The sequence below is a fragment of the Marinobacter sp. genome (assembly GCF_034669625.1).
Classification (GTDB): Bacteria; Pseudomonadota; Gammaproteobacteria; order Pseudomonadales; family Oleiphilaceae; genus Marinobacter.
In genome coordinates this window covers 175,934-201,908 of record NZ_JAXMOY010000002.1, presented here as the reverse complement: position 1 = coordinate 201,908, position 25,975 = coordinate 175,934, and the positions used below count along the sequence as shown (strand labels likewise).

Here is a 25,975-nt window from a genome sequence, read left to right as displayed (position 1 = left end):
GGTTAACCCCGAACTAAGTTTTATTCATACTCTCTTCATCTGCTGGCCCGGTGACACCCTCGCTTGGACGCACCCCCGCCAGCTGAACAACCATCCGGCCAGCAAAGGATACGCTGCTGTAACTCAACGCTGAAATGCCGTGATGACAGACCCTGACCATACGGCTTGTTGGCCGCACCACCGGGATGACATCCAGTGCCCGAAAGGTCTCATCCGCGACCGATAAATGCACCCGTTGAAGCTGCGTTGCCCCATGCTGCAAACCATGACCCAGGACATCGGCCAAACCCCGCCACCACTGCAGATTGTTGTTCATATCGCTCATACCAACCACGCTTGTAGTTGCTTGTTCACCAAAGGATGGTGTGCCAGGCGGACATGATCCACCCCTGGAAAATTCGCGCTGGCGGTCAATTCCCAACCCTTCCTGCGAGCCCCATGAGCACTGGAGCGATGCACCAGTGCATCGCCAAACCAGGTATTCACCGGATGACGTTCACCTTTCACTAACAACCCACTCACAGCAAAGTGGCGCGCGCCAGACAACAAGAGCTGTTCATCGGTGCCGGGCTCAAAAACCTCGCCACGCGAGAGGTTTCGAATACCTTCGCTGCGCAGGTCAATCACCTCACCCACCACCTTCACGTAATCTCTGGGGATTTTGTTCAACTGAGCCGCCGCTTTATGGGCACCAATCGCGAGCCAGGAACCATCATGGGGCGAACCTATGTAGACACAGTCCAATGATGCTCCGACCCATCGGTGGCCTTTCGTGGAACCGTAATGACAGGCACTACGGATCAACAAGCCCCCCATACTGTGCCCCAAAAGAATGAGGCGTTTTACGGCCACAGGCCAGTTCACCACCAACCGTTCTATCAGGTTAGCCAGATCCTGACCGTTGCGGTAAATAGGTCGCCCTGAATTGAAACGCAACTTCACGGGTGTGGCGTCTCCTATGGCTTGCGCCAGCTGAGTGCCGTAATGCTCATCGGCCCGGTCGGGGAAATCCCAAACCGATTCCAGCTCCATCAAACCATGAATGGACAGGCAAACCGTAGAGCCCGGATCAGCCACCTCTGGCTTGGATACATCCAACGCCTGGCCACCAGCAAACACCGTCATAGGTACTGCCAGCCCATTACCACGAGCCTCCAGCCAATCGCCTAAAAACCCACTGGCGATGGCAGAAATGTGTTGTTGAATTTTTCCAGCTGAAACCGAAAACACCATGAACGTCTCCTCGTTATACTGGCAGTGTACGCGCTTCCCCAACTTCCGATATGGCTCATATGCGGCCTTTCTGCGCGCGCAAAGCAAACACTCGGACCGTAACGATCCAGCGACTTCAACTATTATTAATAACGTCGCAACCTTCCTATCAGAACAATGCTGCTAGCCTTACGACGAGTCACTCACGAATACAATCTAATACCGTTCAAGCTCAGGAGTTGATGAATGCGTTCTGCCTTAATGATCACCACCCTGATGGGTATGTTCTCCATCACGGGCACCCACGCAGCCACGTCATCGGATAGCTCAACGAAGGACCCCGAAGTGCTTGGTTTTGTGGAATGGGTGGTGATGGACGACACCGAAGTCAAGCTGAAGGCGAGGCTCGACACCGGAGCTAAAACCTCTTCCCTGCATGCCGTCGATGTAGAACCTTTTGAAAAAAACGATGAGGAATGGGTCAGATTCAGGCTGCCTCTAGGTGACCATGAAGACCAGCCAAGCGAGGGCAAACTAAACCACGAAGATGTGATTCTGGAATTCGAGCGCCCGGTGCACCGGACCGTGCTGATCAAGCGCAAAGGCGCGCCTTCGCAACGTCGATACGTGGTGAACATGGAGTTCTGCATTTCCGGCAACTTGCACGAAACCCAGTTTTCCCTGACCGATCGAGGACGATTTTCTTACCCGGTATTGCTTGGGCGCCGGTTCATGCGCGACGACAACATCCTGACGGACTCAGCTCAGAGCTTTATGGCGACTAAGGAGTGTGAATACCGCACCTTAGAAGAACTCGCCGAGCGCCCTGAAGCTTTGAAACACTGACGCCAGCAGATTATTGGGCCGCTTCAGGCTCGTCTTTCCGAACCCTGAGGAAACTGGCAAAACGGGGCAAGCCGGTTGCAGTATGCCCGCGATAGCGAAAGGTCACCGTTGCCCCGAGCGGCGGCGGGCTGCGCCGGTCGGCATCGCTGAACCCTGTTCCGATACGAAATCGGCGACCGTTCTCGAGCTCGACCTCCAATGCCCCCATCATGCCCCGATACTTGCCTTGACCGGGCAAATGGTCAGTCACCACGGCTTCCGCATCCTCAAACGTTTTCACCTTGAGCAAATCATCCGAACGCCCGGCGTGATACAGGCTGGCTTTGCGCTTGAGCATCAAGCCTTCCGCACCGGCAGCGACCGCCGCGTCCAACTTCGCCATCAGGGCTTCATGGTGTGTGATCGAGTGTTGCGGAACGAATACCAGATAGCGCGAACCAGACTCTTCTACCAGCTTTTTCAACCGCTGATAACGAGCCGTAAACGGCGTGTTCTTGATGGGAAGATCAAAGGCATGGAAGCGCACGGCCTGCCATTCTTCGGCAACCGGTTGCTGCTTGCGAACCACCCCGGATAATTGCGCAAACCGCCCTCGGCCGCTCCACAACTCGCCATCCAGCGGCTGATCCGGGAATTGCTCGGTGAACCACGGCGGAGCCGCATAAACGTGTCCACCCCGGGACCAGAATTGTTCGCCATCCCAGTATGCTCGCACACCATCCAGCTTTTCGCTGACCCAATAAGCCTGAAGATCGACGCTTTGATGGTACACATTCGCCAACGGAATAGCGGGCGGCTGTGCCCTGGTTAACGAGGGGTACAAGCAAGAACTAAGAAAAACGATAAGACCGACTGCCAGCGCCAAAGCCCTGGCAGGTCGGATAGTGAAGATTGGCATAATCCTTTGCCTTATAACGTCCTGTTAGCGCGGCTCCGGCCGTGGAGCGATTACGCCGTGATGTACTTCAACAGCTCAACCACCTGCTCAGGGGTTTGCGCCCAAGCCATGGCCGCAGCGTCCACTTCTTTCAGCGGGTGCACAATGGCTTCATCGTGAAGGGTGACGTAGGGCGTGCCCATCGCAGCACAGTAGCCGGCATCGAACGCGGCGTTCCACTGCTTGTACTTGTCACCGAAGCGAATCACCGCCAGATCACACTGTTCCAACAAAGTCTTGGTGCGAATAGCGTTGACCTTGGAAGACTGGTGATCACGCCAGAAATTGTGTTCCGGCTTGCCCAGAAAATCGCCGGCTGCGTCGCTCGAGTCGTGGTCGGTATTGGCAGATACAAACTCTACCGGCAGGCCAGCGGCTTCAGCACCGGCAGCAATCTGCTCGCGCCAGTCCGTGTGAATTTCACCTGATAGGTAAACAGTCCAGATCATTGTGCTCTCCTGTAGGCATTGAAAGGCTTTAAACCGGGGATGATACGCCAATAGCAAGAGATGTTCACTGCGGGTTAACGGCCCTCAGCCGCTAACTCGCAGGCTCGGTGCAGGATCAATGCTCAGCAACCTTTGCTACGTCATCAGCTCCAGCAACGCTTTCGCCGCCGCTGCGGAAGACGCCGGGTTCTGTCCGGTCACCAGAAGGCCGTCGGTTACGACGAAGGACTGCCAGTCATCACCTTTGCTGTAATCCCCGCCATTTTCCTTCAACATATCTTCAACCAAAAAGGGTACTACGTCAGTCAGGCCGACCGCGTCTTCCTCGGTATTGGTAAAACCGGTTACCTGTTTACCAGATACCAGTGGCTTTCCGTCTTCGCCTTTAACGTGCCGCAACACTCCGGGGGCGTGGCAAACAGCCCCTACCGGTGTACCTGCTTGAATCGCGTTTTCAATCAAAGCAATGGATTTCGGATTCTCCGCCAAGTCCCACAAAGGACCGTGGCCGCCCGGATAGAACACGGCGTCGAAATCCTCCAGCGATACGTCCTCCAGTTTGGCGGTTGAAGCCAGCGCAGCATTCGCTTCCGGATCGGCCTCGAATCGATGCGTAGCCTCGGTCAGGGCGTCTTGTTGGTTGCTGTTGGGATCGAGCGGAGGCTTCCCACCCAGCGGGGACGCCAGTACCACCTCGACTCCCGCGTCTTTAAACACGTAATAAGGCGCAGCCAGTTCCTCAAGCCAGAAGCCGGTCTTTTCACCGGTGTTTCCTAGCTGATCATGGGATGTCAGTACCATTAACACGTTCATAGTCTTACCTCACCTGATCTGAATTGGGTCGTTCGTTGGTCTGGATGGCGCGAAGGCTATGCTCCGAAATCCACCACCACCTTGCCGAAGTTCTTCCCTTCCAGAAGGCCAATGAAAGCCTCCGGCGCGACTTCAATACCGTGCGCCCGGTCTTCCTTGATACGAATCTGGTCGGCCTGCAGCCATTGGGTCATCTCTTTGACAAATGGCGCATACCCGGTTTCGTAATGGTCCATGATGATGAACCCCTGCATCCGAATCCGTTTGCGCAAAATCATACCGGCAAGCATGGGCACGCGATCCGGTCCCTGCGGTAACTCTGTCGCATTGTAGTGGGCAATCATGCCGCACACCGGAATACGGGCGAAATCGTTCAACAACGGCAAAACCGCATCGAAGACCGCACCACCCACGTTTTCGTAATACACATCAATGCCATCCGGTGCGGCTTGGGCAAGCTCCGCCTCGAAATCCGGCGAGTGCCGGTCCAGGCTCACATCAAAGCCCAGAGTGTCCTTTACGTAACGCTGTTTTTCACCACCGCTGGTGATGCCGACAACCCGACAGCCTTTCAGTTTTGCGATCTGGCCCACCACTGAGCCAACCGCTCCGCTGGCTGAAGCGACAACAACGGTTTCACCGGGTTTCGGCTCGCCGATGTTCAACAATCCGTGATAAGCCGTGAAGCCGGGCATGCCCATCAGGCTCAAGGCGTATGAGGGTTCGGGCAAGCCTTCAACCGACATCAGTCCGGAGCAGTCAGATACCGCGTATTCCTGCCATCCGCTCCCGGCCAGAACCCGGTCGCCTTTCGCGAACTTCGGGTTTCTGGATTCCACCACTTCCGACACCGTACCGCCGACAATCACTTCGCCGATGTTCAAAGACGGCGCGTAGGACGGAGCCTCGCTCATTCGACCGCGCATGTACGGGTCCAGGGACAAGTAACGGGTTTTGAGGAGCACTTCACCTTCATTCAGGCTCGGGACCTCAGTCTCTACCAGTTTGAAATCCTCGGAGGTCGGTGCGCCGTTCGGACGCTGGTTCAAAACCCACTGGCGATTTTTCAATGTTGAATTCTCCATGGTCTTGTCTCCTCCGTTACAGGCTGGCTTCAAGGGCACGACGGCTGATGTCCGGCGTCACGTCTCCGTGTTCACCGAGCTTCGTCATACCGTGGCGTTCAAGCTGGCTGATGATGTCGTCGATGGAGTTCTCATCGAGCCCGTAATCTGGCAGTCGGGTCGGAATAGACAAGCTTTCAAAAAACTGACGAGTCGCCTGAATCGTCTTTTCAATACGCTCTTCGGCAGAGCCTTCGCGAATGTTCCAGACCCGCTCACCATACTGTAGCAACTTTTCCGCTTTGGACTCGCGGCGCACATCCAGCATGCCTGGCAGCACGATGGCCAAGGTCCGGGCATGATCAATGCCGTACAACGCCGTCAATTCATGGCCAACCATGTGCGTTGCCCAATCCTGAGGTACGCCAGCGCCAATCAAACCATTCAGTGCCTGCGTGGCCACCCACATCAGGTTCGCTCTCAGCTCGTAGTTTTCCGGGTCTTCCAATACTTTCGGGCCGATCTCAACGAGCGTTTGCAGCAGACCTTCTGCAAAGCGGTCCTGAACCATGCCATTGGCCGGATAAGTCAGGTATTGCTCAACAATATGGGTAAATGCATCGGCAACCCCGTTGCTGATCTGCTTCGCTGGCAGCGTGAAGGTTTTGACTGGGTCCAGAATCGAGAACGCGGGATAAACCAACGGGCTGGAAAACGGCAGTTTGGCTCGCAGCGCCTTGTTGGTCACGACCGCGCCACTGTTCATCTCGGAACCGGTGGCCGGCAACGTCAATACAGAACCGTACGGAATGGCGTGGGTGATATTCCGCCCCCGCTTTTCCAGAATGCTCCAAGGATCACCGTCAAAACCAACCGCAGCGGCCACAAATTTGGTGCCGTCGATCACCGAGCCGCCACCAACTGCCAGCAAGAAATCGAACTGGTTCTGCTCAATCACGGCGACCGCTTTCATCAGGGTTTCGTAGGTCGGGTTTGGCTCGATACCACCAAACTCGCCAATGTGCCGGTCGCCCAGAGCTTGCTTGACCTCGTCTATGGTGCCGGTTTTCTTGGCACTTTCACCGCCGAACAGCAGCAACACCCGTGCATTTTCGGGTACCAGCTTATCAAGACGTTGGATCGTGCCTTCGCCGAACACGATGCGCGTGGGATTGTAGAACTCGAAATTATTCATAACACCTCACTCTTAGACCAGTCGTCTAGTGACCAGGTAAATAAAAAGCTGATCAGATCAGCCTATTCTTTAATGTTGATTCTCAGTCTAAACATGACTAGACCAGTCGTCTACATTCATGAAGAAAATATCATCACTCTGAAGCGCCCTGCGGCCTTCTCTCGGCTTAGAACATTGACACTAAGGCCATCAGCCCAAAAAACAACCCGAAAATAGCCGCCATCGGCAACGCATCTTCATACGCCAGGGCAGGCTTCAAAAAGCTCCGTTTCAACGCTTTCACAAAGCGCTTGGGTGTATAAATGTTTTTCCGGTAATGTGCTCGGTAGTAGGCCTGCGCTGTGCTGGGCATGCTGTCCCGATCAAATCGATACCAGAGCTTCAGTACACCCATCCGATCCTTCTTGCGAGCCCAGTCCCCGGCGATTCCCGGCAATAAACGGAAAAACACCGCAGACCCGAAATCGATGATCTTGGGGTCGCCCGATGCCCCACACAACACATTGCCCGAGTTACCCAGATCGAAATGAACCACACCGCTTCTGTGCAGTTGCTGCACCGAGGCGTAAAGCTTCACAAAGAAGTCTTCCGGAACACCACCTCGCTTCCCCAACTCTTTTAGCGGCACTCCGTCAACGTGCCGGTACTGTATGGCTCCGCGGCGGTCCGTGCACCGGTACACATCGTTGGGGGTAAACGACAGTCCTTCAACGGCCTTGAGCATTCTGTATTCGTGCCTGGCCAGCGCTCGAAAGTATTGCGTCAGTGGAAAAACGAAGGAGGGGTAGGTTTTCACCACCTGTTTTTCGCCTGTCAGATTCTCGACGACAACTGTTGCCGGTTTATGCCAACGCCGGGCACGCTCACTTTCTCTACCCTGTTGCGCACTGACATCGAGACAATCGAGAAAGTTGCCACTACGAGAACTCATTACGCATTCCTTTAAATTGATCTTACCGAGCAATATCGGAGGAATGGCTATTATTGGTGGGCAGGGGGATTTTGAATAATTCGGAGGTCGTATCCTTCACATCACTTCTGGTGATAGGAAGGGCAGAAACCAGCCGTCGGCTGTATCTTAGACAGCCGGGTTAGATTGAACGCGACGTTAAAGGCCGAGCATTTCTCTGGTTGCCGCCAGCGCGCACTCCATGGGCTCGCGGTCGCGTGTGATCTTGCTGCGCAGACTCGCACCCAGCCACAACTGGTAAAGAGTTGAAGCCGTTACCGTGGCATTCAGAGACGTTGGCAAGGAACCATCAGCCATGCCCTCTGAAACCGCCTGCGCTAACCTTGCAACTACCCGGGACGTTTCCCGAGCCAAAACAGCTCGCATGGCTTCGGACAAATCACTGACCTCGGCGGCCAGCTTAACGGTGAGGCATTTGCCTTTCGGATCGCAGGCGGATTGGGTTTCCAGCCAGGTCTCCCAGTATCTGATCAAGCGCTCGGCGCCCGTCAGGCCCGGGCGTGACAGCATGGTATCCAGCGTCTCTTGGTAATTGGCAAAATAGCTCTTGAGCAACTCTTCACCAAACGCTTCTTTGGAACCGAAATAGTGATAGAAAGAGCCTTTAGGCACGCCGGCGGCCTGCAAGATTTGGTTTAATCCTACAGCGCTGAAGCCTTTACCACTGATGATGACCTGGGCGGTTGCGAGGATGTGGCTGCGCACATCTTGAGTTGCTACTTTTGGTTCCATGGCGAAATTCTAAGCGGGATTAGACCAATTGTCTAGAAAGCGCACACCGGCCGCCGAGCAAGCATTTCCTGAGCTTATACAGCGGACGGTGAGCAGCGCGTAAACGACTTTCTACGCCTAAGAGCAGGGCGAGGAGGTCATGATTTCCTGCCAGCGCTCTTGCAGTAGCCGTTCAAGGTGACCCCGCATCCAGATAACTCCGGGGTCACGATCGTGACGGGCATGCCAGATCAGATAGAGACTAGTCGGATCGACCTTGAACGGTAACTCACTCATCCATAAACCGTTGATGAAACCGCAATCCTGACTGATCATTTCGGGCACCGCCGCAATGAGGTCGGTTTCTCTCAGGAGCTCCGGGGCAATAGAAAACTGATTGACCGTCGCAGCAATCCGGCGGCTCTGGCCTTTCTGGTCAAGATAACTGTCAACGAACCCATGGGCGTCACCGGACATGGTCACCAGCAGGTGACGTGCTTCCAGAAATTCTTCCAGCGTGATCGGCCTTCCAGCAAGGGGGTGATCTTCCCGCATCGCCAGCACATAGCCCCCTTCAAACAGCCAGGTACTGCGCAGACTGTGATCGTGGTGATGCAACATACCCACCGCCAAATCGACGTTCGCTTCCCGTAGATCGTCGTGAGTACCTTCGGGGGTATAGGGCACAGCATGGACATCGACACCCGGTGCCTCTTCTTCAAGCAACTTGATCAAAGGACGCCACACCATTTCTACGATGATGTCCGTGACCGCTAACCGAAATCTCCGCTTTGACGTTTGGGGATCAAACTGCGTGGCACTCACGGCATTCGTCAAAGAAAACATCGGCCCGCCCACCTGGTCCCAGAGGCTCAAAGCGTAGGATGTGGGCTCAATATTTCTGCCTTTGCGAACGAACACCGGGTCGTTCCAGATCTGGCGCATTCTGGAAATCGCATTCGACACGGCGGGTTGGGTCATGGAGAGGCGGTCAGCCGCTCGGGTCACCGACCGCTCTGTCATGATGGCGTCGAAAATATAGAGCAACTGGAGCTCTTGGGTTTTCATTAACGGTAACCCCGGTTGGGTTTATGTAGACGCTTATAAGTTACCTTTCACAAAGGTACGAAGCTCGCTCAGGCTGCCAGCACCAGTTTGGCGGGCAATGGCTGCACCGTCTCGAAAGAGTGCCAGAGTCGGGATCGCCCGAATGCTCAATTTGGCCGCGACTTTCGGGCTATCATCAACGTTTACTTTAGCAATGGTCAACTGCCCATCAAACTCCTCTGCAAGTTCTTCAAGCAGCGGAGCTATCGCTTTGCATGGACCACACCACGGCGCCCAAAAATCCACCAACACGGGCTGGCCGCTCTGCAAAACAGCTTGATCAAAATCGGCATCGGTTACATAAATAATGTCAGTCATCGTCATTTCTCCTGGAGGGTACAAAGCTTGTCGTCACTTTGAGGCTGAATGACCGACAACACCAATTCCCCATACATATGACTCACATTCGCCGAAATGATACCAGCCCAGCTTATCATGGTCAGATAGCGGGAATTCCTTACAACACTCCCAAAAAAATCCAGCCTCAAACCTCCTGCTATAAGTTTCAGTGATGTATCCCATACTGATTCCGAATTATTCACGACCACCTCCGGGACTCATACTGCCTGCCATCTGATACCGAGTCGCTTTCGACTTGGCTATCAACAAACGTTCCGAACCGGAGAAAGACCTATGCGTAACATTACACTCGCCGCCATCGCTTCCCTCGTTGCCGTTGCTGCCCTGCCTGCACAAGCAAGCCTTGCAGACCGCGATTCAGACAACGCACGGGTAGAGACCACAGAGCCTGCCCCGTACAGCGGCCAAACAGTCATTCGCGGTGAAATCGTGTCTGACTAACACGATTAACCCTTCGATTTTTCATGTGCATCTTGGCACCAGGGACGGTGCGTTTTTAGATCATCAACTCGAGCCATTTTAGAGTGGCTAACACTCCCTCCCGCCATCGATCGCTCGGTTTATCTCCATTTTTCCTTCCGTTGTAGTGGCCCCCACTACCCGACTCCGTTAGAGTTCTAGCGCAAAATCCCGCGTTTATGAGAAGGTAAGAAAGATGATGTCTGAACCCAGCCGTAGTTTCAGCCCCGCCGGCCCAAATGCTCTGCCTGCGAGCTGGAAACTGGTGATCGTCGCAATCGCCGTTATGTGCTTATCCATAGCATCGTACATCGAGATCCCCATGGTACCGGTACCGATTACCGCGCAAACCTATGTGCTGCTTACCGTTGCCGGGCTTCTTGGCTGGAAGCTGGGCACCGTCTCAACGGTTTTATGGCTGGCCCTCGGCGCTGCCGGACTGCCGGTTCTTGCGGGTGGCGGAAGCGGACTGGATTACTTCTCCGGACCAACCGCGGGCTACCTCTTTGCCTTTCCCTTGGCCGTTGCCCTTGTTGGTTTGCTCTTTGCCCGCGGATGGAACACAAAGCACATTAAGCTTGCCTTCCTCGCAATGCTGTTGGGTCATGTCGTCTGTCTTGGTTTCGGCGGATTATGGCTCGCCTTTACCATCGGGCCGGCAGATGCATTTCTGAAAGGCATTTTGCCGTTCTTGCTCGGGGGCGTTATAAAATCAGCTCTTGCGGTTGCGACAGTCGTTGTTGTTGTTCGTTTTATCAAAACGAGTGCTGGTCGCTAGAGGAATAGAGATCTCATGCCTAGATCGCGCGTTTATGACTGCCCTTCATGCAACAACCCTGCGTTGGTGGCTACCAGCAATCCGTCGATACTTAACTGCCGACACTGCCATGGCATGTGGTTTGAAGACGGGGCGCTGAACCAGGCCATTGCAAACCAGCATGATTACCTCATCGATTATGATCATGAGCGCCATCTAGGCTCTGCCCTGCGGTCCAGCGACCGGCAATGCCGGCGCTGCCAGATTCCCATGGTTCATTATCAACTGCTGGAGCACTACACGACTGAAATCGACTGCTGCCCGACCTGTGATGGTGTCTGGTTGGATAAGCACGAAGTCGACCAAGTGATGCATTCACCGCAGCTAAAAGAGGCGTTAAGCGACCTCAATGAAAAGGTGAGCTGGCATTCCTGGTTATTTCAGTTTTTCACGGCCATGCCCGTGGAATACAACGTTCAGCCCCACCGCACACCGTGGGTCACCTGGGCCTTAATCTTGCTGTGTAGCCTGGTGTTTATGGCAGGCCAGCTTTCCCCGGAAACCAACGAATGGGTTTTCGTAAATTGGGGGTTCAACTCTGAAAACCAGAGCCCCGAACATATTGTCCTCCAACTCCTCACTTACCAGTTTGTCCACGGCAGTTTCATGCATTTGGCTGGTAACATGTATTTTCTGTGGATCATTGGCGACAATTTGGAAGACGCCCTCGGCCACAGCGCCTTTCTGGCTCTGTATCTGTTTGCCGGTGTTATGGCCGCTTTAGCAGAACTGCTGTTTTTCAACAGTAGCCAAGGCCCACTGCTGTTGGTGGGTGCCAGCGGGTCAATCGCTGCCCTATTCGGTCTCTACTTAATGTGGTTCCGCCACGCCAGCCTGACCTTCATGTTCTTTGTTTACCAGAAGAAACTCGCACCCCATTGGTACTTCCTGATCTGGAGCCTGATCAATCTGTTTGGCATGTTCTCCGGCCAAGGCGGAGTGGCCTGGGTGGCACATTTGGGCGGTTTTGCGCTTGGTTTGTTGCTGGGCTATCTGCTGCGGGATTACGTGTTCAGAAAGAACCCGTTGATTGCGATGCTGAACCAGCCGGAGGCTCAGTTGCGGCGGTAGTGTGCGCGCCGATAAAGGAGATACGACCCTGAAAACTCCGAGAACGGCCTTCACGAGCATACCTGCCATCAAGCTGGGCCCAGAGGCTCTGCACAGGACCCAGCTTGATGATCAGATCAAGGTGTTTAGTTTAGGCTAGGAACGTCCACTAAAGTGAAGACGCCCCCCAGCCAATCAGTTATCGATGGAAAATTCATCAAACAACCGCACCTCACCTTCCCGGTCCGCCGGATCGAATACGTAGCTTTTCACCGTGCCGGTGCCGGTATCCAGAATGGAAAAGCTACTCAGGTTATTCGTCGCCAGGAAAGGCAACTCCGGATAAGCCTCGCTTTCAAGGCTCATGGGGCTGAACACCGATGGGAAAGCCATATCCCGATCCTGAGGATCACCATTGGGGGGGTAATTCTCAATATTCCAACGCGGCTCATCAGAATTCACATCTGCCCAGAAGTCAGCGTAGCTAGCACGGACATCCTTCTGGTATGCACCCGTATGGTCGACATAATAGGCCCCATACGAGTTGCCCACGTTGGAGCTTTCCAGATAGTGCATGTCTCCTACCTTGCTTCGGTTCCAGACATGGGAATGTCCGATGGCAACCAGATCTACGCCATTTTCGACCAGAAAAGGCTCAATGTCGTTGAACCATATGTCGTTGGTCAGCGGATATTGATAACGAATTTCGCTAATGGACGGCAGTCTCGGTATCACCTCATTCTGCCAGTCTTCCGGACTGATGGGGAACGGAAGTTCAACGATGTTCTCACCACCTTCGCCGTCAGGCTCAACCAACTGCATGATGGGGTCCGCCAGTACTGGCACCGTATTATCACCCAATCCAAAAACGCCCTGGTGGGCCATAACTACCTTGTAGCGGGCCTGTTGGAAGGCATCAGACTGTACCACCTCCGACAGCCACTGAAATTGTTCGGAATTCTTGTCGAAACGTTCGAACATGAACTCGCCAAACCCCCAAGCCTGGGGATTCTCAAGATCGCCAAGCGGTTCCACAAACTTGCTCCGATTCTCGCCGTTGACGCTCCAGGATCTCCAGATGCGGGAAACATTCATCGAAATCAGAAATACATCGCCGAAAGACGCTGTGTAATATTCCTCATTCCCAGGGCCATCGTCCGGGAAGGAAAAGATATCGAGAAAGCTCTGCTGGTTGTGCGACTGATCAGCAATCCAGCTAGCCTTTACCTCAGGATCGTCTCCGGGGTTAACGCCCTCCCTGACCTCCTCGTAGGCAATTTCCGCGTACCAGCGGGGCTGGGGGTCGTTATAGGCACCATTTAACGTATAGCCTTCAGCCTCCGGGAGATACCGCCCCATAACCTCATGGTTGCCTATTGCCCCAAACAAGGGGGCATGCTGCAGTATCTCACCACCGGCATAGGGGGCGTCGGGCATCAACTGCTGGGCTCGGCCCTGCAATGATGGAAAGAACGCTGGCGCGCCCTCTTTGGCCTGATCGAACCACTCAGACGCCCGATCAGGAACGTTGACGAAGTCACCCGCAAAAAATACCGCATCCGGAACTCCCACCGTATCAACCACACGCTGATAATTTGCAGGGGCGTTAACCTTGGACTGCATGTCAGAGGTCAGAAGGATTTTCAGAGGTTGGTTGGGCGAGGGCGCAGCCGCCAGCGTATAAATGTCGCTGGTAACTTCCCTGCCATCTGGATCAACGCTGGTCACCCGATAGTCGAGACGCTCTCCAGCAGCCAGACCAGTGGCCGTCGCCTCGTGCCGGAACACAGCGCGCTCTGTTACACCTTCATAGGTCACGCCGTCACGCTGGGATGCCGCATCTTCCATCATTCGATCCAGCCTGACGGTTTGCGCCGGTACCGTAATATCGTTGCCGTAGTCCAGACGATGTTCTTGACCTTCAAAGCTGGTGAACCAGACGACATTGACGGAATTGTGGGTCGGCAATTGCAGGAAGGGATCGGTCAATAACGAATAGCTGCTCTGCTCAGCTGGCGGGTTACCGGAAATCTCGTCACCGTTGTCCTCACTGTTATCACCGTTGCATCCGGAAAGCAGCAGTATGCCGCACAGCAACATAACCGAACGGGTTGTAGGGAAGTCCCGCATTTCAATCTCCTTTGGTTACAGGGATAAGCCCTACCAGTTAACGAAAAGTCCGTTACGGTTTAATGTAAGACGCTAAAAACGTTAATAAACGGCTCCCTCCGCTTACTGAGGCCGTGATGACTTCGCAAAGAAGGCCCTGCCGTTTGCTACGTTCTGAACAATCCACGTCAAAGGCGGTGCTGAGGTGTTCGGACCAGCTCAAAATGCGCACTCGGGCAAACTTTTGCTAGATTGCCGTAATGCCAATTGGAACGCTCTTTTAGTCAATGACGGAGCTGGTGCCCAAAGCTATACTTCGGTAACCCTGATAAGAAACAACCATTCAGACCAAGGAACACAACAATGAGTGACCTGAAAGCCAAGTTTGAAGAGTCGGTAAACTACATCAAGAGTGCCGACGGCGACTTCCAGCCATCCAACGAACTCAAGCTGGAATTCTATGCGCTGTACAAGCAAGCCACCGAAGGTGATGCCACCGGCAAACGCCCAGGCATGATGGATTTCGTGGGCCGCGCCAAGTACGACGCGTGGGAAAAGCTGAAAGGCACCTCCAGCGAAGAAGCTATGCAGCAGTACATCGACAAGCTGGAATCGCTGAAGTAAGAGCGTTTCAATCGCGGTCGCAGGTCTCTACCGGCGACCGCTGCTCAATTCTCGACCTAACCTCTCCCGCCTCACCTTTGCGCCTTTCAAACGTTTGTCATATGATGCGCGCACCATAAGAACAACAAGTCATTCGGAAGACCATACAAATGAACATTACTGAAGCGCTGGAGCAATCACGCCCCGGCTTGGTATGCCTTGTTCAGGCTGCTATCCACAAACGCGAACTTAACCAGCGGGCAGAACAAACCTACCTGCACTGGATCAGTCGTTTCGTGCTGTTTCACGACTTGAAAGACCCCAGCACCTTGTCGGAAGAAGATCAGGCGCACTTTTTCGAGTATCTGAACGAACACCTGCGAGTGTCACGAGCGAGGCTCAATCAAGCCAAGCACGCTCTCGAATTTTTCTATGACGATGTACTGAGCAAGCCTACCCAACCGGATAGCGCCGCCGCATAACCCAGCAGCAGTTAGGGGCGCTCGATCATATTCACATTAAGTGCGTCGTAGGTGCGGTTCTCAGGTGGGCGGATCAAGTAGTTATTGCTGTGGGTCTGCCCCGGCACCACTTTCGGGTTCGCGAATCGAATATCCACTGGAATCTCAGAACGCCCCAGATCGGTACGTTCGTCTCGCGGTTGCAGCGCTAACGGGTCGAGATAGAAATTAGCATCTTTACCCGACTGCACAGGCACACCAGCGGCTGGCGCAGCTAGCCCGCCTTTTATAACGGTGTTCGCCAAGACGTCTTCATCCATCGAGCTGAACGGGATGGTGTCGAGGGTGGAACGCTCTTCGTATTCAAACACCGGAGCATCGTTATCGCTGAGGTCTGACTGCCCGAGAGCCGACATCGAAACTCCCCACCCCAACATCAGGCCGATACCCGTCTTCCAAAGGCCCAAGCTTGCACGTTTTCCGATGATGTAATTTGCGGCATTCATGACAATCATCCTGATCAGATCGCTCACCCTCTCTGGGGTGACAAATTTTGATCAGTGTATCGCCCAAATCGACTAATCGCTCACCAATTAGACGATTTTGTGACTTTTCTCACTTACCTGGCGTGTCAGAGTTATATCGAATTCCGGTAATGACTACGGTTTTCCAGTCTTCCGGTGTTTTCACCGACACTTCGTCGTCCAGGTACTTACCAATCAGTGCTCGTGCCAGTGGTGCATTGATACTCAAATAGCCCTTACTCAAATCAAACTCATCAGCCCCCACCAACCGGTACGTTTGTTCCTCACCCTCTTCATCCTCAACCGTTACCCAGGCACCAAAATACACGCGGCTCTGGTCTTCCGGCAGACGATCTACCACGGTCAACTCGTCCAGCCTCTTACTGAGAAAACGGACGCGGCGATCAATCTCCCGCAATTGTTTTTTGCCGTAGATGTATTCCGCATTTTCAGAGCGATCGCCCTGTGCGGCGGCTTCACGAACGGCTTGAGTCACCTCAGGGCGTTTGACCTTCCACAAGTACTGAAGCTCTTCGCGCAGCGCTTGTTCGCCGTCCGGTGTGATGTAGCGGGGCGGGTGCCCGGAAGATGTTGGTTTCACCATGATGCTCTTGCGCTCAAAGCTGGTTGAAAAATGTGGGGGCATAAAAAAACCCCGTGGATCACGGGGTATAAGGCTAGCGCTGTGCTGGAGGAAGAAGCAACCTTAACGGGCCGACTTCTTCATCTACACTAACTATTATGCATTGTGACCATTACCCCGCCGTGGCCACCGCATTACCTTTTAGAAAGAGGTGAGGCGTTCTTTGACCAAGGGGAATTAGGTTGCACACTCTAGACACTATCGCTAATTTCCCTTCCCAATGACCCTGACTCATCATTTTTGGAGACACCAATATGAACACTCAAAAGATTTTGAACCTGGCCCTAGAAGGCGTTGATAGCCTAGGTTTCAAATTGGAAGAATTCGGCATCACTAACAAGGTGAACCGCCACAACATCGCGGCCTTTATGATGGCTGAGCAGAAGCATCTGGAAGGTGAGTGGGATAGCCTGCAGGTGAAAGTAGATCACCGCCGTGCTCAGTTTGAAGCTCTGACCAAGCAAGTTGAAGAGCGCGCTGAAGCGATTTTCAGCCCACTACTGGCGCAGGTTAACCGTTTCCGCGCCAGCCACTGAGTTTACGCCTGACTGTCTGCGGGTGAGCGGGCCTCATCCGCGCCGTCAGTGGCCTGTTCTGCCTGAGCCGCTTTTATACGTTTTCTTATACCCGTGAACCCGGGCATTTTTACCGCGACCGTCAGCCCCGGCATCTCTTCTCCCGGATGGCTATCGCTCAGCAAAATCTCCCCATGGTGGATTTCCGCCACCGCACTGACCAAACTCAGGCCCAAACCGTTACCGGGCAACGAACGACTCTTACCAACCCGGTAGAAACGCTGAAACACCTGGTCTTTCTCTTCATCCGGAATACCAATCCCGGAGTCCTGAACTTCAAAAATCGCACTGGATCCCTCTTTACGAACCACGACCACAATACCCCCTTGTTCCGGCGTGTATTTGATCGCGTTGTCGATCAGGTTGCTCACCATCTGGAACAGCAGGTCCCGATCGCCCTCGATCATCACCTTGGGCTCCATCACCTGCTTGAACTGCTGATCTTTATCTTCTGCCAGCGCCTCATAGAGTTCACAGGCATCACCCACCAACTCATCCAACGAGATCACTTTCATGTCCGCTGTATTACCGCGCGTTTCCAACCGAGCAATTCTCAACAACGCATTAAACGTGGACAACAGCTGATCCGCCTCGCCCACTGCCCGACCGACCTGTTCCCGGGCCTCGTCATTGTCTACAGAAATCAGAGTTCTTTCTAACTGGTTGCGTAGCCGTGTGAGCGGGGTTCTCAAATCATGGGCAATACTGTCGGAAACATGCCGGATACCTTCCATCAGATACACGATACGGTCGAGCATCTGGTTCAGGTTTTCAGCCAACTGGTCGAAATCGTCTTCGGTACCGCGGGTGGGGATTCTTAACGAAAGATGGCCGTTCATGATACGGCGGGAGGTGTTGTTGATCACTTCAATTCGGCGCGTGGTGCTTCGGCTCATCAAGAAACCGCCCAACAGGGCCAGCGCAAGGGTGATACCCATACCCCAGTTGATTGCCCCTTCGATCACGCGTTTAACGTTGGTTAATTCATCAACGTCGCGCCCCACTAACAAACGGAGGCCGCCCTGCACGTCAAAGATGCGGGCACGCGCTAAACGTTCCGGGCCTTGCCAGCCCAAACTGGAGTCCAGAGTAAAGTTAATCCAGCCACTCTCTGCCGTGCGACTTCCGTCCGGCCAAGCCTCGATGTTACCCGCCAGCTTTAGCTGATCATCAGTAGACAGCAGGTAAACCGTTTTAGCGTTGGGGTCTCGTGCGACTCGTTCCCGGATGATGGTGATCAATCCGTTAACGCCTCGCCCCCGGTATTGCTCCGCGAGGCCTGCAATCTCGGCCTCAATCGTTTCATCAGTCTGAGCGGTCATGAATCCAGCTGTGCGCCAGTATATAAATGCCAGAAGCAAAAATACCGAGGTGGCAAACACCACCATATACAGCAGCGCCAGCTGGAAAGACGACGTTCTGAGCTGACTAAGCAGTTTCACGCAACATGTATCCCGCACCCCGAACCGTCTGCAGCAAGGGGGTGTCGAATTCCTTGTCGATCTTCGCGCGCAGACGACTGATGTGCACGTCAATCACGTTGGTTTGGGGATCGAAATGATAGTCCCAGACCTTCTCCAGCAGCATGGTCCGGGTGACCACCTGGCCAGCATTACGCATCAGGTATTCCAGCAACCGGAACTCACGTGGCTGGACATCAATGTTCTGGCCGGAGCGCTTGACGGTACGCGCTAACAGGTCCATCTCCAGATCCGCCACTTTCAGCACGGTTTCAGTTTCTGCTGCCTGTCGATTGCGACGAACCAACGATTCAATCCGCGCCAGCAATTCGGTGAACGAAAACGGTTTGGTCAAGTAATCATCACCGCCGCCACGCAGCCCTTCCACCCGGTCGTCCACGTCACCTAAAGCACTCAAAATCAGCACCGGAACCTGATTACCGGTTGCCCGTACGGTCTTGATGATGGAAAGGCCGTCCATGCCAGGCAGCATACGATCCACAATCATGATGTCGTATTCTTCACTCGCAGCCATCATCATGCCGTCTTTACCGTCGGCAGCATGATCCACTACGAAATCGGATTCCTTCAGCCCCTTTACCAGGTAACTTGCTACATCCTGATCGTCTTCGATTACCAGTGCTTTCACCGGTGAGTCCTCCTGATAGCGGATTACATTAACTCTAAGGTTACGAAGAACCAGCAGCTCGGGCCAGTTACGATCTTGTAAGAGGGTGTCGCGTCTGGCGACGGTCAAGCATTGTCACCGAACCAACCCAGTGTCTGCTCGGTCATCGCCGAAGGCTTGTACTCAGCGCTGGCCCAGCCCTCAAACCCCATGTTATCCAATGCCGTAAAAACATTCGAAAAGTTAATCTCACCGGTACCCGGCTCATGCCGGCCCGGGTTATCGGCAAATTGCACATGGGCAATCCATGGCAGCAAACACTCCATGGAACGGACAAGATCCCCTTCCATGATCTGCATGTGGTAGATGTCATACTGCAAACGTACATTATCAGCATCCACTTCTTCGATCAGCGCCATCACCTTACCGGTGGTATCCAGCATAAAACCGGGCATATCCACTCGCGAGTTGATCGCCTCAAGGCACAACGTCAGTCCGACCTCGGCAAAGCGCTCCGCAGCATACTGCACATTCGCCACCAACGTGCGCCAGGCTTCGTCTTCACTTAGTGCATCGGGCTTCAGCCCCGCGAGACAATTCAACTGCTTGCATCCGAGGACCTTCGCGTACGCAATGCCTTGGTCAACCCCTGCGCGAAACTCCTCAATCCGGTCCGGCAAACAGGCAATCCCCCGCTCCCCTGCGCCCCAGTCCCCCGGCGGCAGATTAAACAATACCTGAGTCAGCTCGTTAGTCTTTAGCTCCGCGGCCAACGCCTCGGCAGGCCACTCATACGGGAACAAATACTCAACGCCATTAAACCCGGCGCTCCGAGCCTTGGCAAAACGCTCAAGAAACGGCACCTCAGTAAACAACATCGACAAATTGGCGGCAAAACGGGGCATAGCAATCTCCTGATTTCGAATCTTATTCCTTGGGCCCGCGACCCAGAGAGCCCAGCAACGTCCCGTTCAGATGTTCCAATTCCAGCAAAAGCCCACTGTGGTCCACCTCACTGTGCCCGTTCGCCACCAGCGATAAATATTCATTATGTACCTGCTGCGACAACGGCAGCGTCAGCCCTTCTGCACGCGCCTCATCCAGAATCATGCGCAAATCTTTCAACTGAATCCGCGCCGGCGCACCCGGCGCAAAATCCCGATCAATCATGCGCTGGCCGTGCAGCTCCAGAATCCGACTCCCGGCAAACCCGCCCATCAAAGCCTCTCGCACCGCAGCCGGATCCGCACCACCCTTGGCCGCTAACAACAAGGCTTCAGACACCGCACCAATGGTAATCCCGACAATCGCCTGATTCGCCAACTTAGCAAGCTGCCCAGCACCCACCGGTCCAATGCGGATACACTTCCCCAGCACCTCAAACACCGGCAGCGCCCGAGCCACATCCGCCTCGGAACCACCCGCCATAATGCTCAACCGAGCCTCAGCCGCACCCACCGTGCCACCAGAAACCGGCGCATCCAGATACCCCGCACCCTGCTCCGCCGCCAAGGCCGCATGACCACGTGCCACCGACGGCTGCACCGAACTCATATCAATCAGCAGCGCGCCGTCCTTCAACGCGGCGATAGCCCCCAGCCCTACCAAGACATCGTCCACCACCTGCCCGTTCTCCAGCATGGTGATGACCACATCCGCATCGGCTACCGCTTCGGCGGGTGACTTGGCGATGGTGGCTTCACTGGTAAACGGCTCGCATTTACTCTCCGTTCGGTTCCACAACGTCATTGGATAACCCGCGTTCAGCAGGTTTCTGGTCATGGGCGCACCCATCAGGCCAATACCGAGGAAAGCGATACGAGGAAGGTCTATAGTCATCTTCTGGAATCCCACTCAAATGTCTGGCAAAGGGGTTGGGACACTCTTTCCAAAAATGTGCGCAGCCATGGATGGCGGAGCAGAAGCGCCACACGGACGTGCCGAAGGAGCGGTTTTTGGAAAGAGTGTCCCAACCCCTTCTGCGCCGAGGCATGTTTTGTAACAGATACGTCGATTATACAAACAAAAACGCCACCAACCGCGAAACGGTGGTGGCGTTTTCAAACACTCAAAACAAAAGGGCGATCAGGCCGCTTCCGTCATCTGAGCCTTAATCTTCTTCATGGCGTTCTTTTCCAACTGCCGAATCCGCTCAGCAGAAACACCATACTTGTCCGCCAGCTCATGCAGCGTCGACTTACTGTCCGTCAACCAACGCTCCCGCAGGATATCCTGACTACGCTCATCCAACGCACTCAAAGCATGCATCAAACGGCCATTGGAATCCTCAGACCAGTTGGAATTCTCAAGCTGCACAGCCGGATCCGCACGACGATCCTCAAGATAATGAGCAGGCGCCTGATAAACTGCATCGTCATCATCGTCCATCGGACCATCAAACGACGCATCGCGGGAAGCCAACCGGCCTTCCATCTCGCGAACCACCTTCGGCTCAACACCCAAATCTTCCGCAACCGCATTCAGCTCATCGTGGTTCAACCACGCCAGCTTCTTCTTCTGGCTGCGCAGATTAAAGAACAACTTACGCTGTGCCTTGGTTGTCGCTACTTTCACGATGCGCCAATTACGCAAAATGAACTCGTGAATCTCAGCCTTGATCCAATGGACGGCAAACGATACCAAGCGCACACCGTATTCCGGATTGAAGCGCTTCACGGCTTTCATCAAGCCTACGTTACCTTCCTGAATCAAATCCGCCTGAGCCAGACCGTAGCCCGAATAACTGCGGGCGATATGGACCACGAACCGAAGATGAGAAAGCACCAACTGACGGGCAGCTTCCACATCACCGTCATAATGCAGCCTTTCCGCCAAATCCCGCTCTTCTTCCACAGTAAGAACCGGAATGCGGCTTGCCGCCTGAATATAGGATTCTAGATTCGCGCCCGGAACCAGTCTGTCAGCCAGCTGTAAACTCGTACCCATGCTTTATCCTCCGAACCTGACGGTCTTAAAATATATCAACAAACTGCAAGACCGCCAAGATCTTAATAAGTTCCAGAGAATCCCAGTAAAACGTTAATTATCAGACATCTGGAAAACTCAACGTGCTTGCTTCAAGCGTTATATCGTTCATCCAAACTACGCCAGATCAAGCTTTAAATTCAATAAGGTATTCCCGCGACCTGCGTTACCCTCCGGCAATCTCACCCGGCTCGATATCATCCAGATGACGCTTCACCGCCACCCAAGCGCCCAACCAGCCTAACAGCATTGCGATGATAATCAATGCTGCCGCCCCGTCAAAGCCCAGCCCCTGCAGAGCAAACTCACTCCGGTATAAAGCTGCTAACCGTTCGATCGGGCCGTTAAGCCACCACAACGACGCCTGAATCAAAACCCAAGCCACTATGCCGCCGCCCAGACCAAACCAAGCGCCAACGTACAAGAACGGCCTGCGCACAAACGCATCCGTACCGCCCACGAGTTTCGCCACCAAGATCTCGTCGCGGCGATTCTCGATCGCTAAACGAACGGTATTACCAATCACCAAAATAACCGCGGCGCCCAGCAACAGTGACAAAGCCCACACGGCTCGAGCCAGAATGTCAGTCATGGCATTCAAACGTTGCAACCAACCCAGATCGACCTGAACTTGATCCACCCGCCCCATACCTTCAATAAAGACCACCAACGCTTGCACGCTCGCGGCGGTGCGCGCATTCTCCTGAGGAGTAATCAATAAGGTGTGAGGCAAAGGGTTATCACCCAGGAAATCCAGCGCATCCCCCAAGCCAGAGGCCGCCCTGAACTCGGCCAAGGCCTGGTCCCGCTCCACCAGCTCAACCGACACAATCCGGCCGTCACTGTCTATCTCACGCGCGATCTCACGAGCCTGCTGTACTGACGTATCCATACTCAAATACGTCGTGATCCGGGCACTGCTCTCCCAACCGGCACTCACACCCTGCAAACTGGTAAGCAGTAACAACAGGGCGACCGGTAAGGCCAGCGCTACGCCCATCACCGTCCATGTCATCAGACTGGCGATCGGAGTCTTCAGCAAACGTTGAGCAGACGCTCGGGCCACCTTGCGATGGTGATCCAGATAACTTCTGGCCTGATTATTAATCGGGGATTTCGTACGTGCGGCAGCCCCACGGGGGTTGTCCGGTTTCTGTCGCGGATCAGCGGCCATTCAAACCTCCCCCGACCAATGCGCTGCCGCCTGCGATCAACTCACCGTGATCCAGCGTTAGCCGACGACGACCCATTTGGTTGATCAGAGCAATGTCGTGGGTTGCGATCAATACCGTCACACCGACCTGACTGAACTCGGTAAACAGCTGCATAATATCCGCCGACAATTGCGGGTCGAGGTTACCGGTAGGCTCATCCGCCAGCAGCACCGGTGGTTTGTTAACCACTGCCCGGGCAATACCGACGCGCTGCTGCTCACCACCGGAGAGCTGCATGGGATTCATTTTTTCTTTGCTCAGCAACCCGACCTTGTCCAGAGCCGCCCGCACCCGTCGACCGATGTCTCGCGGTGCGACACCCATCACTTCAAGCGGCATGGCCACGTTGTCAAACACGGTGCGGTCAAACAGCAATTGGTGATTCTGGAAAACCACGCCAATGTGGCGCCGAATGTAAGGAATCTGTCGTTTGGGCAGACTATTAAGGCGCTGACCGCCGACGACCACTTCACCCGCAGACGGCCGTTCCATCACCATGATCAGCTTCAACAGGGTGCTTTTACCGGCGCCGGAGTGGCCGGTCAGAAACGCCAGCTCACCCCGCCCCAGATGGAAATTCACCTGACGCAGGGCGGTGTGATCAGAGTCGTAGCGCTTACTTACCTGACGAAACTCTATCATCGGGGCTGAGGCTCCTGAGCCTGTGTATCAGTCGTCGAACAACGCGCTGACGAACGTTTCCGAATCGAACGTGCGCAAATCTTCCGCCTGCTCACCCACGCCAATGTAACGAATAGGCAGCTGCAGCTGACGCGCAATCGCAAACACAATACCGCCTTTCGCGGTGCCGTCCAGTTTCGTCAAGGTAATACCGGACACACCAACCGCCTGCTGGAACACCTGAGCCTGGCTCAAAGCATTTTGGCCAGTACCGGCATCCAGCACCAACATTACTTCGTGAGGTGCGGATTCATCCAGTTTCTTCATAACCCGGACAACCTTGGTCAACTCGTTCATCAGATTGTCTTTGTTCTGCAAACGGCCGGCGGTATCGGCAATCAGAACGTCCGTCCCACGAGCTTTAGCCGACTCAATGGCGTCGAAGATCACCGACGCACTGTCCGCACCGGTATGCTGAGCAATAACCGGTACATCGTTGCGCTCGCCCCACACCTGCAACTGTTCTACTGCAGCGGCCCGGAAGGTATCACCGGCGGCCAGCATCACAGACTTGCCTTCGCTCTGGAATTTACGAGTCAGCTTGCCAATGGTCGTGGTTTTGCCCACGCCGTTTACGCCGACCACCAGGATCACATAGGGCACTTTACCGGAGTCAATTTCCAGAGGCTTGGTAACGTCTTTCAACAGCCCTTGCAGCTCTTCCCGAAGCGCCTTGCGCAAGGCTTCACCGTCTTTGAGCTGATTGCGCTCGAGTTTGGCTGTCAGGGAATCGATGATTTCAGACGTGGCCGTAACCCCGACATCCGCCATCAGCAATGACGTTTCAATCTCTTCCAGCAAGTCTTCATCGATCTTCTTGCCAACGGAGAACAAATCCGCAAGACCACCGGTCAAGCCGGCGCGAGTTTTCCCCAAACCTTTCTTGATGCGTTCGAAGACACTGATTTCTGGCTCTGGCTCTGGCTCTGGCTCTGGCTCTGGCTCTGGCTCTGGCTCTGGCTCTGGCTGAGATTTTGCCTCCGGCTCCGGAGCAACCTCGGGTTCAACGACCGCGGGCTCTTCAACCGGCGCTTCCGGCTTAACGTCTGCGGCCGGCTCGACTGCTTTATCCTCAGCGTCTGTTACTGGCGCAGGGCCCTTGGCAATTTCCGGCTTGCGCTGCGGGACCGCTTTCGGGCGCGGAATCCGCCTACGATTGCTGGCAACATCCAGCACGAAGAAAAGAACAAGAAGGGCCAACAGGCCAATTGAAATCCACTCTGCCGTCATAGTCTTACCATCTATCTGAAAATGGGCGCGCGAAAGAAAGCGCACATTCTAGCAGACTGCCGGCGCTAAGTGATGAGGTGCGCGATTATCGCTCGGTTCTGGCTTTCCGGTACTATGACCCCCCAAATTCACACTCCTTCCAGCACCGCGGAGCAGATCATGGCGAAACGTAAACCAGCCCCCAGAAAACCTGACTCTGGCGCTTCAAGAAGCGCTGGCCAAGGCGGCAGCGGCGAGTTACGGATCATCGGCGGTGACTGGCGCAGCCGTAAAGTACGGTTTCCGGATGTCGGCGGCGTACGCCCGAGCCCCGCACGAATCCGGGAAACCCTGTTCAACTGGCTGAATTATCAAGTGGCCGGCAGCGATTGCCTGGACCTGTTTGCCGGCTCTGGCGCGCTGGGCCTCGAAGCCCTGTCTCGCGGGGCTGCACAAACTACGCTGGTGGACCACACCCCTGCACTGGCCAAAGCGCTACGGGACAACCTAAGGGTTCTGAAATCCGAGCAGGGAACCGTGATCTGCCAAGATGTTGAGCGGTTCCTGAGCCACCGCCAACAGCCCCCGTTCGACATCGTGTTTATGGACCCACCCTTTCGCCAAGGCTGGCTGGAAAAACTGTTCCCGCTGCTGGACGCACAACAATGGCTAAAGCCCGGAGGCTGGGTTTACGTGGAACATGAAAGTGAACTGCGCACCCCACCGACCCCGAAAAACTGGGAACTGCACCGCCAAAAAACCGCGGGGCAGGTGAACTACAGCCTGTATCGCGTGACCGCCGAGGCGGACTCGGAATAAGGTCAACAAAAGAACCCCATACTTCAAACGAAAAAAGCCCGGATGACAGTGTCACCCGGGCTTTTTTCAATGCA

The 25,975-nt window shown here is 54.6% G+C and carries 30 protein-coding genes; 8 read left to right on the top strand and 22 right to left on the bottom strand.

Features of this window, described 5'->3' with window-relative positions:
- Positions 1 to 13: 13 nt before the first annotated feature.
- On the bottom strand, positions 14 to 325 hold the full coding sequence (locus VOI14_RS02945) for a hypothetical protein (RefSeq protein ID WP_323750535.1): 312 nt from the start codon (positions 323 to 325) through the stop codon (positions 14 to 16).
- The gene (locus VOI14_RS02940) at positions 322 to 1,233 is read right to left on the bottom strand and encodes a hypothetical protein (RefSeq protein WP_323750534.1); all 912 of its coding nucleotides are present in this window, start codon (positions 1,231 to 1,233) and stop codon (positions 322 to 324) included. The genes VOI14_RS02945 and VOI14_RS02940 overlap by 4 nt, the downstream gene beginning before the upstream one ends.
- A 261-nt stretch (positions 1,234 to 1,494) precedes the next feature.
- Between VOI14_RS02940 and VOI14_RS02935 the strand changes: the two genes are divergently transcribed.
- Entirely contained in the window at positions 1,495 to 2,058 is a 564-nt protein-coding gene (locus tag VOI14_RS02935; protein WP_416361381.1) for an ATP-dependent zinc protease, read from the top strand.
- A gap of 10 nt (positions 2,059 to 2,068) precedes the next feature.
- Here the strand turns inward: VOI14_RS02935 and VOI14_RS02930 are convergent, their stop codons facing one another.
- From VOI14_RS02930 to trxA, 9 genes are all read right to left on the bottom strand, one after another.
- Positions 2,069 to 2,956 (bottom strand): DNA ligase, encoded by an 888-nt coding sequence (locus tag VOI14_RS02930; protein ID WP_323750532.1) that lies wholly within the window; start codon positions 2,954 to 2,956, stop codon positions 2,069 to 2,071.
- 50 nt (positions 2,957 to 3,006) lie between these two features.
- Positions 3,007 to 3,444: a YtoQ family protein gene (locus VOI14_RS02925; RefSeq protein ID WP_323750531.1), complete on the bottom strand. Its 438-nt coding sequence runs from the start codon at positions 3,442 to 3,444 to the stop codon at positions 3,007 to 3,009.
- 135 nt (positions 3,445 to 3,579) lie between these two features.
- Positions 3,580 to 4,257, bottom strand: a complete 678-nt coding sequence (locus tag VOI14_RS02920) for a type 1 glutamine amidotransferase domain-containing protein (protein WP_323750530.1) — start codon at positions 4,255 to 4,257, stop codon at positions 3,580 to 3,582.
- A 56-nt stretch (positions 4,258 to 4,313) separates the two neighbouring features.
- Positions 4,314 to 5,342 carry an NADP-dependent oxidoreductase gene (locus VOI14_RS02915; protein ID WP_323750529.1) on the bottom strand — a complete coding sequence of 343 codons (1,029 nt, stop codon included), beginning with the start codon at positions 5,340 to 5,342 and terminating at the stop codon, positions 4,314 to 4,316.
- 16 nt (positions 5,343 to 5,358) lie between these two features.
- Positions 5,359 to 6,516 (bottom strand): iron-containing alcohol dehydrogenase, encoded by a 1,158-nt coding sequence (locus VOI14_RS02910; protein ID WP_323750528.1) that lies wholly within the window; start codon positions 6,514 to 6,516, stop codon positions 5,359 to 5,361.
- 166 nt (positions 6,517 to 6,682) lie between these two features.
- Positions 6,683 to 7,447: a hypothetical protein gene (locus VOI14_RS02905; protein WP_323750527.1), complete on the bottom strand. Its 765-nt coding sequence runs from the start codon at positions 7,445 to 7,447 to the stop codon at positions 6,683 to 6,685.
- Between the two features lie 177 nt (positions 7,448 to 7,624).
- Complete coding sequence (locus tag VOI14_RS02900; RefSeq protein ID WP_323750526.1) at positions 7,625 to 8,218, bottom strand: TetR/AcrR family transcriptional regulator; 594 nt, start codon at positions 8,216 to 8,218, stop codon at positions 7,625 to 7,627.
- Between the two features lie 117 nt (positions 8,219 to 8,335).
- Positions 8,336 to 9,265: a LysR family transcriptional regulator gene (locus VOI14_RS02895; protein WP_323750525.1), complete on the bottom strand. Its 930-nt coding sequence runs from the start codon at positions 9,263 to 9,265 to the stop codon at positions 8,336 to 8,338.
- 33 nt (positions 9,266 to 9,298) lie between these two features.
- Positions 9,299 to 9,622, bottom strand: coding sequence for a thioredoxin (gene trxA, locus VOI14_RS02890; protein ID WP_323750524.1), 324 nt, complete (start codon positions 9,620 to 9,622; stop codon positions 9,299 to 9,301).
- Between the two features lie 315 nt (positions 9,623 to 9,937).
- Here trxA and VOI14_RS02885 point away from each other — a divergent pair, with 315 nt between their 5' ends.
- From VOI14_RS02885 to VOI14_RS02875, 3 genes are all read left to right on the top strand, one after another.
- On the top strand, positions 9,938 to 10,105 hold the full coding sequence (locus VOI14_RS02885; protein WP_323750523.1) for a hypothetical protein: 168 nt from the start codon (positions 9,938 to 9,940) through the stop codon (positions 10,103 to 10,105).
- Between the two features lie 214 nt (positions 10,106 to 10,319).
- The gene (locus VOI14_RS02880) at positions 10,320 to 10,901 is read left to right on the top strand and encodes a biotin transporter BioY (RefSeq protein WP_323750522.1); all 582 of its coding nucleotides are present in this window, start codon (positions 10,320 to 10,322) and stop codon (positions 10,899 to 10,901) included.
- A gap of 15 nt (positions 10,902 to 10,916) precedes the next feature.
- Complete coding sequence (locus tag VOI14_RS02875; RefSeq protein ID WP_323750521.1) at positions 10,917 to 12,011, top strand: rhomboid family intramembrane serine protease; 1,095 nt, start codon at positions 10,917 to 10,919, stop codon at positions 12,009 to 12,011.
- Between the two features lie 174 nt (positions 12,012 to 12,185).
- On the opposite strand, the gene VOI14_RS02870 is transcribed toward VOI14_RS02875, so the two are convergent.
- On the bottom strand, positions 12,186 to 14,120 hold the full coding sequence (locus VOI14_RS02870) for a fibronectin type III domain-containing protein (protein ID WP_323750520.1): 1,935 nt from the start codon (positions 14,118 to 14,120) through the stop codon (positions 12,186 to 12,188).
- Between the two features lie 342 nt (positions 14,121 to 14,462).
- On the opposite strand from VOI14_RS02870, the gene VOI14_RS02865 reads away from it, so the two are divergent.
- Both VOI14_RS02865 and VOI14_RS02860 read left to right on the top strand, forming a co-directional pair.
- Positions 14,463 to 14,723, top strand: a complete 261-nt coding sequence (locus VOI14_RS02865; protein ID WP_323750519.1) for an acyl-CoA-binding protein — start codon at positions 14,463 to 14,465, stop codon at positions 14,721 to 14,723.
- 149 nt (positions 14,724 to 14,872) lie between these two features.
- Positions 14,873 to 15,184, top strand: a complete 312-nt coding sequence (locus VOI14_RS02860) for a site-specific integrase (RefSeq protein WP_323750518.1) — start codon at positions 14,873 to 14,875, stop codon at positions 15,182 to 15,184.
- An 11-nt stretch (positions 15,185 to 15,195) separates the two neighbouring features.
- On the opposite strand, the gene VOI14_RS02855 is transcribed toward VOI14_RS02860, so the two are convergent.
- Positions 15,196 to 15,669, bottom strand: a complete 474-nt coding sequence (locus VOI14_RS02855; protein WP_416361379.1) for a hypothetical protein — start codon at positions 15,667 to 15,669, stop codon at positions 15,196 to 15,198.
- 109 nt (positions 15,670 to 15,778) lie between these two features.
- Positions 15,779 to 16,291 carry a transcription elongation factor GreB gene (gene greB, locus VOI14_RS02850; protein ID WP_323750617.1) on the bottom strand — a complete coding sequence of 171 codons (513 nt, stop codon included), beginning with the start codon at positions 16,289 to 16,291 and terminating at the stop codon, positions 15,779 to 15,781.
- 293 nt (positions 16,292 to 16,584) lie between these two features.
- Between greB and VOI14_RS02845 the strand changes: the two genes are divergently transcribed.
- On the top strand, positions 16,585 to 16,866 hold the full coding sequence (locus tag VOI14_RS02845) for a hypothetical protein (protein ID WP_323750517.1): 282 nt from the start codon (positions 16,585 to 16,587) through the stop codon (positions 16,864 to 16,866).
- A 2-nt stretch (positions 16,867 to 16,868) separates the two neighbouring features.
- Here the strand turns inward: VOI14_RS02845 and VOI14_RS02840 are convergent, their stop codons facing one another.
- The 8 genes from VOI14_RS02840 to ftsY form a co-directional block, all read right to left on the bottom strand.
- Positions 16,869 to 18,347 (bottom strand): HAMP domain-containing sensor histidine kinase, encoded by a 1,479-nt coding sequence (locus tag VOI14_RS02840; RefSeq protein ID WP_323750516.1) that lies wholly within the window; start codon positions 18,345 to 18,347, stop codon positions 16,869 to 16,871.
- Positions 18,334 to 19,014: a response regulator transcription factor gene (locus VOI14_RS02835; RefSeq protein WP_133007660.1), complete on the bottom strand. Its 681-nt coding sequence runs from the start codon at positions 19,012 to 19,014 to the stop codon at positions 18,334 to 18,336. Before VOI14_RS02835 ends, VOI14_RS02840 begins: the two co-directional genes overlap by 14 nt.
- A gap of 104 nt (positions 19,015 to 19,118) precedes the next feature.
- Positions 19,119 to 19,898: a hydroxypyruvate isomerase gene (gene hyi, locus VOI14_RS02830; protein WP_323750515.1), complete on the bottom strand. Its 780-nt coding sequence runs from the start codon at positions 19,896 to 19,898 to the stop codon at positions 19,119 to 19,121.
- A 22-nt stretch (positions 19,899 to 19,920) separates the two neighbouring features.
- Positions 19,921 to 20,832 carry an NAD(P)-dependent oxidoreductase gene (locus tag VOI14_RS02825; RefSeq protein ID WP_323750514.1) on the bottom strand — a complete coding sequence of 304 codons (912 nt, stop codon included), beginning with the start codon at positions 20,830 to 20,832 and terminating at the stop codon, positions 19,921 to 19,923.
- Positions 20,833 to 21,078: 246 nt separating this feature from the next.
- A complete protein-coding gene (gene rpoH / locus VOI14_RS02820) occupies positions 21,079 to 21,939 on the bottom strand; it encodes an RNA polymerase sigma factor RpoH (RefSeq protein ID WP_323750513.1) in 861 nt (286 codons plus the stop codon).
- A 205-nt stretch (positions 21,940 to 22,144) separates the two neighbouring features.
- On the bottom strand, positions 22,145 to 23,152 hold the full coding sequence (gene ftsX, locus VOI14_RS02815; RefSeq protein ID WP_323750512.1) for a permease-like cell division protein FtsX: 1,008 nt from the start codon (positions 23,150 to 23,152) through the stop codon (positions 22,145 to 22,147).
- Entirely contained in the window at positions 23,142 to 23,834 is a 693-nt protein-coding gene (gene ftsE / locus VOI14_RS02810) for a cell division ATP-binding protein FtsE (protein WP_323750511.1), read from the bottom strand. Before ftsE ends, ftsX begins: the two co-directional genes overlap by 11 nt.
- 27 nt (positions 23,835 to 23,861) lie before the next feature.
- The gene (gene ftsY, locus VOI14_RS02805; RefSeq protein ID WP_323750510.1) at positions 23,862 to 25,103 is read right to left on the bottom strand and encodes a signal recognition particle-docking protein FtsY; all 1,242 of its coding nucleotides are present in this window, start codon (positions 25,101 to 25,103) and stop codon (positions 23,862 to 23,864) included.
- Positions 25,104 to 25,262: 159 nt separating this feature from the next.
- Between ftsY and rsmD the strand changes: the two genes are divergently transcribed.
- Positions 25,263 to 25,901 carry a 16S rRNA (guanine(966)-N(2))-methyltransferase RsmD gene (gene rsmD, locus VOI14_RS02800; RefSeq protein WP_323750509.1) on the top strand — a complete coding sequence of 213 codons (639 nt, stop codon included), beginning with the start codon at positions 25,263 to 25,265 and terminating at the stop codon, positions 25,899 to 25,901.
- The last annotated feature ends 74 nt before the right edge of the window (positions 25,902 to 25,975 follow it).